Source organism: Streptomyces sp. NBC_01477, from assembly GCF_036227245.1.
Lineage (GTDB): Bacteria > Actinomycetota > Actinomycetes > Streptomycetales > Streptomycetaceae > Actinacidiphila.
The window spans coordinates 6,613,024-6,626,142 of the sequence record NZ_CP109445.1; the positions used below are offsets into that span (position 1 = coordinate 6,613,024).

The window sequence follows — 13,119 nt, forward strand, 5'->3', positions numbered from 1 at the left end:
GCCACACCCGTGACGGCGTCAGCGTACCGGTCGCTTACCGGTCGCGTACCGGTGTTCAGAGCCCGTAGCGCTCCGCCGCCTCCTTGACCTTCGCCGTCTCGATCTCGCCGCGCCGGGCGAGCGCCGCGAGCGCCTGGACGGTCAGCGACTGCGGGTCCACCCCGAAGTACCTGCGGGCCGCGTCACGGGTGTCCGACAGGCCGAAGCCGTCCGTGCCGACCGACGTCCAGTCCTGCTCGACCCACGGCGCGATCTGGTCGGGCACCGCGCGCATCCAGTCGCTGACGGCGACCACGGGACCGGGCGCGCCCTCCAGCGCGCGCGTCACGTACGGCGTACGCTCCTCGCCGCGCAGCCGGGCCGCGTCGCATTCCAGCGCGTCGCGCCGCAGTTCCGTCCAGGACGGCGCGGACCACACGTCGGCGGCCACACCCCAGTCCTCGGCGAGCAGCCGCTGCGCGTCCAGCGCCCAGTGGATGGCGGTGCCGGAGGCCAGCAGTTGCAGCCGGGGGGCGCCGGGCGCCGGGTTGGCGGCGGCCTGGTAGCGGTAGAGGCCCTTGAGGATGCCCTCCTCGACGCCGGCCGGCATCGCGGGCTGCACCTTCGGCTCGTTGTAGACCGTCAGGTAGTAGAAGACGTCCTCGGCCTCGGGGCCGTACATCCGCCGCAGGCCCTCGCGGACGATGACCCCGACCTCGTACGCGAACGCCGGGTCGTAGGAGAGCGCCGCCGGATTGGTGGAGGCGATCAGATGCGAGTGGCCGTCCGCGTGCTGGAGGCCCTCGCCGGTCATCGTGGTGCGCCCCGCGGTCGCGCCGATCACGAACCCGCGGCCCAACTGGTCGGCCAGCGCCCAGAACTGGTCGGCGGTGCGCTGGAAGCCGAACATCGAGTAGAAGATGTAGAACGGGATCATCGGTTCGCCGTGGGTGGCGTACGCGGTGGCCGCGGCGGTGAAGTCGGCGAGCGAACCGGCCTCGGTGATCCCCTCGTTGAGGATCTGGCCGTCCTTCGCCTCCTTGTAGTACAGCAGTTGGTCGCGGTCGACCGGGTCGTACGTCTGGCCCTTGGGCGAGTAGAGGCCCGCGGACGGGAAGAGCGACTCCATGCCGAAGGTGCGCGCCTCGTCGGGGACGATCGGCACCCAGCGGCGGCCGGTCTCCTTCTCCCGCATCAGGTCCTTGACCAGCCGCACGAACGCCATCGTGGTGGCGATCTCCTGGGTGCCCGAGCCCTTCTCCAGCGCCTGGTAGGCCTTGTCGGGCGGCAGCGGCAGCGGTTTGGCGACGACCTTGCGGGCCGGGGCGGGACCGCCGAGAGCCGCGCGCCGCTCGTGCAGGTAGCGCACCTCGGGCGAGTCCTCACCCGGGTGCCAGTACGGGACGACGTCCGCGTCCAGCGCGCTGTCCGGGATCGGCAGCTCCAGCAGGTCGCGCATCGTACGGAACTGCGCGCCGGTGAGCTTCTTCATCTGGTGGTTGGCGTTGCGCGACTCGAAGCCCGCGCCGAGCGTGTAGCCCTTGACCGTCTGCGCGAGCACCACCGTGGGGGCGCCCTTGTGGTCCACGGCGGCCCGGTAGGCCGCGTAGACCTTGCGCGGCTCGTGCCCGGCCCGCGAGGTCTGGAACAGCTCCAGCAGCTTGGCGTCGGAGAGCCGGCCCGCGATCGTACGCAGCGAGGCGTCCGCGCCGAAGAAGTGCTCGCGGATGTAGGCCGCGTCCCGCGTGGCGTACGTCTGGAACTGCGCGTCGGGAACCTCGCGCAGCCGCCGCAGCAGCGCGCCGTCGACGTCCTGCGCCAGTACCTCGTCCCAGGCCGCGCCCCACAGCGCCTTGATGACATTCCAGCCGGCCGCGCGGAACTGCGACTCCAGCTCCTGCACGATCTTGAAGTTGGGGCGGACCGGGCCGTCGAGCCGCTGCAGGTTGCAGTTGATCACGAAGGTCAGGTTGTCCAGGCCCTCGCGCCCGGCCAGCGCCAGGGCGGCCGTCGACTCGGGCTCGTCCATCTCGCCGTCGCCGAGGAAGGCCCACACGTGCGAGTCGGAGGTGTCCTTGATGCCGCGGTGCTCCAGGTAGCGGTTGAAGCGGGCCTGGTAGATCGCGGACAGCGGGCCGAGGCCCATCGAGACGGTGGGGAATTCCCACAGCCACGGCAGCCGCCGCGGATGCGGGTAAGACGGCAGGCCGTCACCGCCGGCCTCCTGCCGGAACCGGTCGAGCTGCCCGTCGGACAGCCGGCCGTCGAGGAAGGCGCGGGCGTATATGCCGGGGGAGGCGTGGCCCTGGAGGTACAGCTGGTCGCCGGACCCGCTGCCTTCCTTGCCGCGGAAGAAGTGCTGGAAGCCGGTCTCGTACAGCCAGGCCGCCGACGCGAAGGTGGCGATGTGGCCGCCGAGCCCGAGCTTGCTGCCACGGGTGACCATGGCCGCGGCGTTCCAGCGGTTCCAGGCGGTGATCCTGGCCTCCATCGCCTCGTCGCCCGGGTAGGCGGGCTCGGCGGAGGTCGGGATGGTGTTGATGTACTCGGTCTCCAGCAGCGAAGGCAGGGCGACGCCGTTTTCGCTCGCGCCGGCGCTTTCGAGGGTTCTGCGCATCAGATACGCGGCCCGGTGCGGGCCGGCGGCCGTGGTGACCGCGTCCAGTGACGCGAGCCACTCGGCGGTCTCCTCCGGGTCGCGGTCCGGGATCTGATCGAGCTGACTCGGCCGGGTACGGCCTACGGCGTCAGGCATGGGGTGCCGCCTTCCGAGCGGAGGGAGGTGATGAGTGCGAGTTTTTTAGTCGGCAGACAGGGCTCGCCCTCCGGCGTCGACGATACGCCTGCGATCGATGATCGATCAATGGGTCTCAGGGGTGGAATCTAAGTCGGCACGGGGTGCCAGCCTTTTGGGCACGCAGTGCCGTGCCCTGCTCATCTTCGATTCGCAGGGCTTCTTTCCCCCGGGCGCGGTGGTTCCGCCACTCCGCTCCCGCGGGGCCGGGGGTTCTGCTGCCGCAGGGGGCGCCCTTCCGCCGGGGCGGGGTCGGGGGTGGCACTGCGTCGGTGGGCGCCCTTCCGCCGGGCGCGGAGCCGGGGTGCTTGCTGGGTAAGGCGGCGCCTTACCCAGGGGCGCGGGGAACTGCGCGGCCGGCCCACCACCCGCGCGCGGGCCGTCACCGGGCGAAAGGGGCTGTCGCTGTCGCATCCGGACCGCCGGCCGGTGCTGGGTTGCTCGCGCAGTCCCCGCGTCCCCTGGTGGGCACCCCCTTGCCGAAGGGGAGCCGCACGATCCCCGCCGCCCCGGGATGGGGCGCCCTCTTGCGGGAGAGGCGGCGCAGGGCGTCAGACCTGGGGCGCGCAGCTCAGGACGTGGGACTTGATCAAGTCGCAGATGCGCGGGTCGCGACGCGCGAAGGCGTCGACTATGTCCTGGTGCTCCGCGGCATACGCGCGCGGCGCCGGGCTGAGCCAGCGGATGGACAGCGTCGTCCAGACCTCGATGCCCAGCGACTCCCACGCGTGCAGCAGCACCGCGTTGTCCGCCGCGCGGACCAGCTCGTGGTGGAAGGCCACCGTGTGCCGCACCTGGGCCTCGCCGTCGAGAGCCGCGTCGGCCAGCTGCAGCGCGGCGACCTCGCGTTCGAGGGCGGCGGGGTCGGCGGCGAGCCGCGGCGCGGCCAGCTCGGCCGCGACCTGTTCGAGCCCGGCTCGTACCGGATAGCTCTCCTTGAGGTCGGCCGCGGTGAGCCCCCGCACCCGTACGCCCTTGTTCGGCGCGGACTCGATCAGCCGCAGCGTCTCCAGCTCCCGCAGCGCCTCCCGCACGGGAGTCTGGCTGACCTGGAGCTCCACCGCGATCCTGCGCTCCACGATCCGCTCGCCCGGCTTCCAGCGCCCGCTGACGATCCCCTCCAGGATGTGCTCGCGGATCTGTTCACGGAGGCTGTGCACGACCAGGTGCGGGACGGCGGCAGAGGCCATGATGCGCGCTCCTTCACGTGTTGCGTGACTTAGACGATACGGCGAAGAAGCAACCGTGCCTCCCACCGGAGCGCCACCTGACCCCTACCCGGCCGCCGCCGGTACGCGACTGCGCCCCCGTCCCGGATGTGCCGGGGCGGGGGCGCAGGACTGCCGTACAGCGCTGGTGCGGGGTGGTTACAGGCCGAGCTCGACCTCGAACTCGCCCGCCTCCAGGATCTCCTTGACCGCCGTCAGGTAGCGGGCGGCGTCGGCGCCGTCCACCAGCCGGTGGTCGTAGGACAACGCCAGGAAGGTCATGTCCCGGACGCCGATGACCGTGCCCTCGGGGGTCTCCACGACCGCCGGGCGCTTGACGGTGGCGCCGATGCCCAGGATGGCGGCCTGGTTCGGCGGCACGATGACGGTGTCGAACAGCGCGCCGCGCGACCCGGTGTTGCTGATGGTGAAGGTCGCACCGGCCAGGTCGTCGGGGGTGATCTTGCTGGCCCGGACGTTGGCCGCCAGCTCCGCGGTCTTCTTGGCGATACCGGCGATGTTCAGGTCGCCGGCACCCTTGATGACCGGGGTCATCAGACCCTTCTCGGAGTCCACCGCGATCCCGATGTTCTCGGAGTCGAAGTAGGTGATCGTGCCCTCGTCCGCGTTGATCCTGGCGTTGATCACCGGGTGCGCCTTGAGGGCCTGCGCGGCGGCCTTGACGTAGAACGGCATCGGCGAGAGCTTGACGCCCTCGCGCGCCGCGAAGGCGTCCTTGGCCTGGGCGCGCAGCCGCATGACACGGGTGACGTCCACCTCGACGACGGTGGTGAGCTGCGCCTGCGAGTGCAGGGCCTTCATCATGTTGTCGCCGATGACCTTGCGCATCCGGGTCATCTTGACGGTCTGGCCGCGCAGCGGGGACACCGCGGCGGCGGCCTTCGGAGCGGCGGCGGCGGGGGCGGGGGCGGCGGCCGACGCGGCGGCAGCGGCCTTCGCGGCCTCCGCCGCGGCGATGACGTCCTGCTTGCGGATCCGCCCGCCGACGCCCGTGCCGCGCACGGAGCCGAGGTTGACGCCGTTCTCGGCGGCGAGCTTGCGGACCAGCGGGGTGACGTACGCGCCGTCGTCACCGGTCGCGGCGGGCGCGGGCGCGGCCGGGGCGACCGGAGCCGGAGCCGGAGCCTGCGCCTGGGCGGGCGCCGGAGCCGGAGCGGCCGGGGCAGGTTCCGGGGCTGCCGGCGCGGGGGCCGGGGGAGCCTCCGGAGCGGGGGCGGGTGCGGCGGGGGCGGGAGCCTCCGGGGCCGGGGCGGGTGCGGCGGGCGCCGGAGCCGCGGCGGGGGCGGCGCCGGCGTCGCCGATCACCGCGAGCCGGGCGCCGACCTCGGCGGTACCGTCCTCCTCGACCAGGATCTCCAGCAAGGTGCCGGCCACGGGCGAGGGGATCTCGGTGTCGACCTTGTCGGTCGAGACCTCCAGCAGCGGCTCGTCGGCCTCGACGCTCTCGCCGACCGCCTTGAGCCAGCGGGTGACCGTGCCCTCGGTCACGCTCTCGCCGAGTGCGGGCAGCACGACATCGGTGCCGGAGGCGCCGGACGAGCCGGCGGTCGCCTCCGCGGTCGGGGCCGGAGCCGGGGCCTCGGTCTCGGTCGACGGAGCGGTCGGGGCCTCCTGGGCGGGCTGGGCCTCGGCCTTGGGCTCCGGCTCGGCCGCCGGGGCGGGGGTCGCGGCGGGTGCGCCGCCGCTGCCGTCGTCGATGATGGCCAGCTCGGCGCCGACCTCGACCGTCTCGTCCTCGGCGACCTTGATGGACGCGAGGGTGCCGGACGCCGGCGAGGGGATCTCGGTGTCGACCTTGTCGGTCGAGACCTCGAGCAGCGGCTCGTCGGCCTCGACGCGCTCACCTTCGGCCTTGAGCCAGCGGGTGACGGTGCCCTCGGTCACGCTCTCGCCGAGCGCCGGCAGGGTTACGGAAACCGCCATGGTTGCGGTTACTCCTCACGATCTGTGCGGATGGGTGGCGTGGTGGAGGGTGGACCTAGTCGTGCGAGTGCAGCGGCTTGCCCGCGAGGGCGAGGTGGGCCTCGCCCATGGCCTCGTTCTGCGTCGGGTGCGCGTGGATGAGCTGCGCGACCTCGGCGGGCAGCGCCTCCCAGTTGTAGATCAGCTGCGCTTCGCCGACCTGCTCGCCCATCCGGTCGCCGACCAGGTGGACGCCCACGACGGCACCGTCGCGGACCTGGACGAGCTTGATCTCGCCCGCGGTCTTGAGGATCTTGCTCTTGCCGTTGCCCGCCAGGTTGTACTTGAGCGTCACGACCTTGTCGGCGCCGTAGACCTCCTTGGCCTTGGCCTCGGTGATGCCCACGGACGCGACCTCCGGGTGGCAGTACGTCACCCGCGGCACACCGTCGTAGTCGATCGGCACGGCCTTGAGGCCGGCCAGCCGCTCCGCCACCAGGATGCCCTCGGCGAAACCGACGTGCGCGAGCTGGAGCGTGGGCACCAGGTCGCCGACGGCCGAGATGGTCGGCACGTTCGTCCGCATGTACTCGTCCACCAGGACGAAGCCGCGGTCCATCGCGACGCCCTGCTCCTCGTACCCGAGGTTCTGCGAGACCGGGCCGCGGCCGATCGCGACCAGCAGCACCTCGGCCTCGAAGGTCTTGCCGTCCGCCAGCGTCACCTTCACACCGTCGGCGGTGTACTCGGCGCTCTGGAAGAAGGTGCCCAGGTTGAACTTGATGCCGCGCTTGCGGAAGGCCCGCTCCAGCAGCTTCGAGCTGTTCTCGTCCTCGACCGGCACCAGGTGCGGCAGACCCTCGATGATGGTCACGTCGGTGCCGAAGGACTTCCACGCCGAGGCGAACTCGACGCCGATCACACCGCCGCCCAGCACGATCGCGGTCTGCGGGACCCGGTCGAGGGTCAGCGCGTGGTCCGAGGAGATGATCCGGTTGCCGTCGATGGACAGCCCGGGCAGCGAACGCGGTACGGAACCGGTCGCGAGCACCACGTGGCGGCCCTGGATCCGCTGTCCGTTCACATCGACCGAGGTCGGGGACGACAGCCGTCCCTCGCCCTCGATGTACGTCACCTTGCGCGAGGCCACCAGGCCCTGCAGGCCCTTGTAGAGGCCCGAGATCACGTCGTCCTTGTACTTGTGGACGGCGGCGATGTCGATGCCCTCGAAGGTGGCCTTCACGCCGAACTGCTCGCTCTCGCGAGCCTGGTCCGCGATCTCACCGGCGTGCAGCAGCGCCTTGGTGGGAATGCAGCCGTTGTGCAGACAGGTGCCCCCGAGCTTGTTCTTCTCGATCAGGGCGACGTCCAGTCCCAGCTGCGCAGCACGCAGCGCGGCTGCGTAGCCGCCACTGCCGCCGCCGAGGATCACTAGGTCGAAAACAGTGCTGGCGTCGTTCGCCACGTCACGTCCTCCATGCATGGGTTCGCCGGAGCCGGTCCACCATGACCGGGCGGCGGCTTTGGTTCGGCCGCTTTGTCTTAAAGGGGGCCCTGTCGTGCCGAGACAACATCTTCGCACTTCTCAGGGGCAAGCGGGCCACCGGGCCTGCCCGTGGGAACACCGCGTGCGGCCCCCGGCATGTCGCCGGGGGCCGCACGTGACACATCTCACCCGATCTTCACCGCCGGAGCGGCCGTCGCCCGATCAGAGCAGGTCGCCCTCGGCGGTCCGCCGGGCCAGCGCCACCAGGGTGCGTACGGCCGAGCCGGTGCCGCCCTTGGGGGTGTAGCCGAACGGGCCGCCCTCGTTGAAGGCCGGGCCCGCGATGTCCAGGTGCGCCCACGTGATGCCCTCGCCGACGAATTCCCGCAGGAAGAGCCCGGCGACCAGGCCGCCGCCGGGGCGCGAGCCCATGTTGGCGATGTCCGCGGTCGGGGAGTCGAAGCTCTTGCGCAGCTGCTGCGGCAGCGGCATCGGCCAGGAGTCCTCGCCCTCGGCCAGCGCCGCGGTGTGCACGGCGGTACGGAAACCGTCGTCGTTCGCCATGATCCCGAACCGGCCGTCGCCCAGCGCCAGCACCATCGCACCGGTCAGCGTGGCCACGTCCACGATCGCGTCCGGGGCCTCCTCCGACGCCCTGGCCAGCGCGTCGGCCAGCACCAGGCGGCCTTCGGCGTCGGTGTTCAGCACCTCGACCGTCTTGCCGCTGTACATCTTCAGGACGTCGCCGGGGCGGGTCGCGCCGCCGCCGGGCATGTTCTCGGCCAGCGCCAGCCAGCCGGTCACATTGACCGCCAGGCCCAGCCGGGCCGCCGCCACGACCGCGGAGAAGACCGCGGCGGCTCCGCTCATGTCGCACTTCATCGTCTCGTTGTGCCCCGGGGGCTTGAGCGAGATGCCGCCCGAGTCGTACGTGATGCCCTTGCCGACGAAGGCCAGCGTCCTGGTGGCCTTGGCGTGCGAGTACGCCACCCGCACCAGCCGCGGCGGCGTCGCCGAGCCCTGCCCGACGCCCATGATGCCGCCGTAGCCGCCCTTGAGCAGCGCCTTCTCGTCCAGCACCTCGACCTTCAGGCCGTACTCCTTGGCCGCGGTCTGCACCGCGGCGGCGAAGGCCTTCGGGTTCAGGTCGTTCGGCGGGGTGTTGATCAGGTCGCGCGCCCGGTTGACCTCCTCGGCCACCGCGGTCGCCCGCTCCGCCGCCGCCTTGTACGCCTTGTCGCGCGGCTTGGCCCCCACCACGGCGACCTCACCGAGCGGGCCCTTGCCCGAGTCGGCCTGATACGCCGTGAACGCGTACGCGCCGAGCAGCGCGCCCACCGCGACCGCCTCGACCTGCGCCGGGTCGCCCGCGGGCAGCGCGAACACCGCCTTCTTGGCTCCCGTCAGCGCCCGGGCTGCGGTCCCCGCGGCCTTGCGCAGCGCCTCGGGGTCGAACCCCGCACCCTCCTCGGGCGCGTCCCCCAGGCCCACCGCCACCACGACCGCGGCCTTTACGCCGTCCGGGGCGGGGAGCTTGGTCAGCTCGCCCTCGGCGCCGACCGCGCCGAGCGTCTCCAGCGTCGAGGCGAGCTTGCCGCCGAACGCGGCATCCACCGTTTCCGCCCCTGGGGCGAGCTGCGGGCCGCCCTTGGCGGCCTTGCTCACCCCCACGACGACGGCGTCCGCGCGCAGCGCTGCGGCGGCGGAGGTACTGAGTGTCAGAGCTGTCACGGTGGCTTAGGTCCTATTCGGTCGAGGTCCTTGTCGAAGGCCGGTGGATGGCCCGGCCGGGCCGTGCCCGCATCGTATTCCGCCACATCCTCGGGGCGTCCGCGGTGCCCATCGGCTGCGCCGAGCCTACGCTGAGCCCCTGCGGGGTGCGACGTAGTCGGCAGGTCCCCACCCGTGGGTTGTGCCCGCGCCTGGCGGCGCGGGGCGTCTCCCCCTGGGCTTCGCCTGGAGGCACCTTCGCTCGCCCGTGCGGGCATGGAACGGTCTCCCAGCGGTGATGCTGCAGCGTCGGCGACAGCCCGCCCGCGGGTGATGGTGTGCCGGGCAGGTCAAAAGCGTCCTCGGGGGAGGGTGCGGCGGGCGGTGCCCCCGGCTCGGCCCCCCACCTCACCCGCCCACGGGTCTGCGGACGCCGATGGCGGCGGAGGGGACGATCCGGGGGTGTCCCCGCAGGACTGCGCACAACTCCCGCAGGAACGTTTGCACAGAGCCGAGGTGCGCGGTCCGAGGAGATACCCCCGGAGCGGCAGCGACCCCACCCACCACCGGCACCCGCACCCGAAAAAAACCTTCCCCCTGAGCTTCGCCCGGGGGTACCCCCATGGGTGGGCGGGCGGGCAGAGAAAACCGATCAACGCAGCCCGAGCACAAGAAACGCAGCCGTACCCCCCACTTCGGCAACCGCCCCGAACACATCCCCCGTCACCCCGCCGAACCGCCGCCGGCACCTCCCCACCACGACCACCCCACCCCCCACCCCGACCAGCACCGCCACCCCGCACCGCACCGCCGTGAACCCGCCGAACCCCAGCCCCCCCGCGGCAGCGAACCCCGCACAGACGCCCACCACCACCGCCGCCAGCCCCCCCGGCACCACCCCGGCGACAGCCGCCCCGAGCCCGCCGGACCGCGCCGCCGGCACCCCGCGCCGGCACGCCACGACCAGAGCCGCCCGCGCGGCCACCGCGGAAAGCACGGCGGCCGCACCGCCGTAGACCCACCCGTGCCCGTAACAGGCCGCGGCGGACGCGACCTGCGCGAGCAGCGCGAAGACCAGGACGACGACCCCGAACGGCCCGATGTCCGACTGCTTCATGATCCGCAGCGCGTCCTCCGCCCCCTTGCCGGAGCCGAGCCCGTCCGCGGTGTCGGCGAGCCCGTCGAGGTGCAGGCCGCGGGTGAGGACGGCGGGCACCGCCACCGCGCCGACCGCCGCGAGCAGCGGCCCCGCGCCGAGCGCCACGAGCAGCCCGCCGCATATGGCGGCGGCCAGCCCGACGACGACTCCCACGAGCGGCGCGGCGAGCATGCCGCCGCGAGCCGCGCCCCGGTCCCAGCGGGTGAGCCGCACGGGCACGACGGTGAGCGTGCCGAAGGCGAACCGCAGGGCGTCCCGGGCCGAAGCGGGGGGAAGGCTGTCATCACTCACCGCGCGAGGCTATCCGCCCCACCTGCGAAGCCCGCCGTCAGAGTCCGCCGTCAGAGTCCGGCTCAGAGCCCCACCGCCCCGGGCCGGGTCCCGGGGGATCGGACGGGGGCGCAGGCGGAGAGGGAGAGGATCAGGGCCACGCCCGCCAGATGCTCGTAACCGGCCAGGTTGGGCAGCGAGACGACCTCGACCACCATCGCGAGGACGATCGCGGAGGTCGTCCACCACGCCCGGTAGCGCAGCGCCACGTGGACGCCGAGCGCGACGACCGCCGCGGACGGCCCGGTGTCGCGGACCAGGAGGTCGTGCGCGGGCAGGCCGAAGGGCCAGTGCGGTCCCGCCCACAGCGAATAGCGGGCGAAGCAGGTGCCGGCCAGGGTGGCGAGCAGGGCGACCGCGAGGGTCCGGCGCGGCCCCACCGTAATCTCCGCGATGCCGAAGACGACCACGACCTGGAGGACCAGCCCCCACATCGGCAGCGAGGGATCGGGCAGGAAGACCGACAGGGGCGTCCGCAGCAGCGCCTGCCACCAGGGCAGGCTGGCGTAGACACCGCCGAGCCGCTCGACCCAGCCGCTGGTGCCGCGCCCGTGCTGGAGCAGTTGCAGCACGAGGATGCCGGCGCAGGCGGTGAGGGTGACCGGGACGGCCCGCGCCCCGCGTGCCCGCAGCTCCCGCCCCGTGTCGCCGAGCACCGCAGCTAATTCGCCGAACAGCCGCATCACCCCGTGCCCCCGCCCGCCCCGGCGGCCGTCACCGCCGGCGCCCCCGCCACGGCCCGAGCGGGCCTCACCGCGGCTGCCGCCGCCCGAGCGGCGCGGGAAGCCGGGGTACGCCCAGGAAGCCCTCCGCGCGGGCGCCGGCGAGACCGATCCGCGGGAGTTCGCTCGACTTGCCGAAGAGGACATAGCGGGGCTCCCAGATCGGCCGGAATTTGGCGTTGGCGCGGTAGAGCGATTCGATCTGCCACCAGCGTGAGAAGAACGTCAGCAGCGAGTACCACAGCCGCAGCACAGGACCGGCGCCGAGCCGCGAGCCGCGTTCGAAGACCGACCTGAACATCGCGAAGTTCAGCGAGATCTGCTCGACCCCCAGCTCGCCGGCCCGCTGGATCAGCTCGATGACCATGAACTCGATCAGGCCGTTGTCCGAGCCGCGGTCGCGCCGCATGAGGTCGAGCGACAGGCCGTGCGGCCCCCACGGCACAAAGCTCAGCAGCGCCCGCGGCCTGCCCTCGCCGTCCGCGCACTCGACCATCACGCACTGCCCGTCCGCGGGGTCGCCGAGCCGCCCGAGCGCCATGGAGAAGCCGCGTTCCGTCTGCCCGTCGCGCCAGTCGTCGGCGCGTTCCAGCAGCGCGGTCAGCTCGGCCGGCGGGATGTCGGCGTGCCGTCTGACGCGTACGGCGCAGCCGGACCGCCCGACCCGGTTGTGCGCCTGCCTGACCGAACGCATCGCGCGGCCGTCGAGGCTGAAGCCGGCGGTCTCCACGATGGCCTCGTCGCCGAGTTCGAGCGCGTCGAGGCCGTGCCGGGCGTAGACGGTGCCGGCCTCCTGGCTGGCGCCCATCACGGCCGGTACCCAGGCGTGGTCCCTGGCCTCGTTCAGCCACGCGTCGATGGCGCCGGGCCAGGCCTCGGGGTCGCCGATCGGGTCGCCCGACGCGAGCGAGACCCCGCCGAGCACCCGGTAGGCGATGGCGGACTTGCCGCTCGGCGACCAGATCACGCTCTTGTCGCGGCGCAGCGCGAAATAGCCGAGGGAGTCGCGCTCGCCGTACTTGTCGAGCAGGGTGCGCAGCCGCGCGTCGTCCTCGGTGCACAGCAAGGCCGTGCCGCGCGGGGAGCGGAAGGCGACGAAGAGGACCAGGAGGAAGAGCAGGGTGCTCATGACGTTGATCGCCACGTCCACCCAGCCGGGGGTGGAGAGGGTCATGAAGGCGCTGTCGTCCGGGACCAGCGAGACCAGCCGCAGCAGGGCGTAGCCGAAGCTGTCGCCGAAGGTGGCGACGTGCTGGGAGTCGGTCGCCGAGACCAGGGCCGTGCCGATGAGCGCGGCCAGGACGAGGCCGACGGCGGCGACCATCGCGGCATGCCACGGGTTGCCGGGGTCGCCCGTGGCGCGGAATCGGCGCCGCCCGACGAGCAGCGCGGCCAGGAAGGCGCCGGTCAGCGCGAGCGACACCCAGTTCTGGGCGTGCTCGTAGATGTCGGGCCACACCATGCTCAGCGCCAGCGCGGCGAGGAACAGGCCGCACAGCACGAGGTTGAGGATCCAGGCGGCCCGCTTGCGGCGTCGCATGGTGACGGCGAGGAAGAGGGCGACGGCGCCCGAGGTGTAACCCGCCGTCAGGAGATACGGGGTGAAGTAGTCCTGCGCATTGTGCCGCCGGATGTCGGCGCCGAAGGACACCCAGAAGGCGCCGAGGAAATTCAGCGCGGCCACGGCACGCAGGTACCAGACGGTGAACAGCGCGGCGCGCGGCGCCAGGCGACGTCCTGGCCGTGGACCACGGCCGGCCCCCGCGCTGCCGGTTCCCATGCCTGGGAAGCATAGGGCGTATTGTCTG

At 72.7% G+C, this 13,119-nt stretch carries 8 protein-coding genes; all 8 read right to left on the reverse strand.

Annotated elements, in window-relative coordinates; translation table 11 throughout:
- Positions 1-55: 55 nt before the first annotated feature.
- Positions 56-2,734, reverse strand: a complete 2,679-nt coding sequence (gene aceE / locus OHA86_RS28100) for a pyruvate dehydrogenase (acetyl-transferring), homodimeric type (protein WP_329179629.1) — start codon at positions 2,732-2,734, stop codon at positions 56-58.
- Between the two features lie 590 nt (positions 2,735-3,324).
- The gene (locus OHA86_RS28105) at positions 3,325-3,963 is read right to left on the reverse strand and encodes a GntR family transcriptional regulator (protein WP_329179631.1); all 639 of its coding nucleotides are present in this window, start codon (positions 3,961-3,963) and stop codon (positions 3,325-3,327) included.
- A gap of 177 nt (positions 3,964-4,140) precedes the next feature.
- A complete protein-coding gene (gene sucB / locus OHA86_RS28110; RefSeq protein ID WP_329179633.1) occupies positions 4,141-5,925 on the reverse strand; it encodes a 2-oxoglutarate dehydrogenase, E2 component, dihydrolipoamide succinyltransferase in 1,785 nt (594 codons plus the stop codon).
- Between the two features lie 55 nt (positions 5,926-5,980).
- Positions 5,981-7,369: a dihydrolipoyl dehydrogenase gene (gene lpdA, locus OHA86_RS28115; protein ID WP_329179635.1), complete on the reverse strand. Its 1,389-nt coding sequence runs from the start codon at positions 7,367-7,369 to the stop codon at positions 5,981-5,983.
- Positions 7,370-7,612: 243 nt separating this feature from the next.
- Positions 7,613-9,121 (reverse strand): leucyl aminopeptidase, encoded by a 1,509-nt coding sequence (locus OHA86_RS28120; RefSeq protein ID WP_329179636.1) that lies wholly within the window; start codon positions 9,119-9,121, stop codon positions 7,613-7,615.
- Positions 9,122-9,752: 631 nt separating this feature from the next.
- Positions 9,753-10,550, reverse strand: a complete 798-nt coding sequence (locus OHA86_RS28125) for an adenosylcobinamide-GDP ribazoletransferase (RefSeq protein ID WP_329179638.1) — start codon at positions 10,548-10,550, stop codon at positions 9,753-9,755.
- A 62-nt stretch (positions 10,551-10,612) separates the two neighbouring features.
- Positions 10,613-11,272, reverse strand: coding sequence for a hypothetical protein (locus tag OHA86_RS28130; RefSeq protein WP_329179639.1), 660 nt, complete (start codon positions 11,270-11,272; stop codon positions 10,613-10,615).
- Between the two features lie 67 nt (positions 11,273-11,339).
- Complete coding sequence (locus tag OHA86_RS28135) at positions 11,340-13,091, reverse strand: phosphatidylglycerol lysyltransferase domain-containing protein (protein WP_329179641.1); 1,752 nt, start codon at positions 13,089-13,091, stop codon at positions 11,340-11,342.
- Between the last annotated feature and the right edge of the window lie 28 nt (positions 13,092-13,119).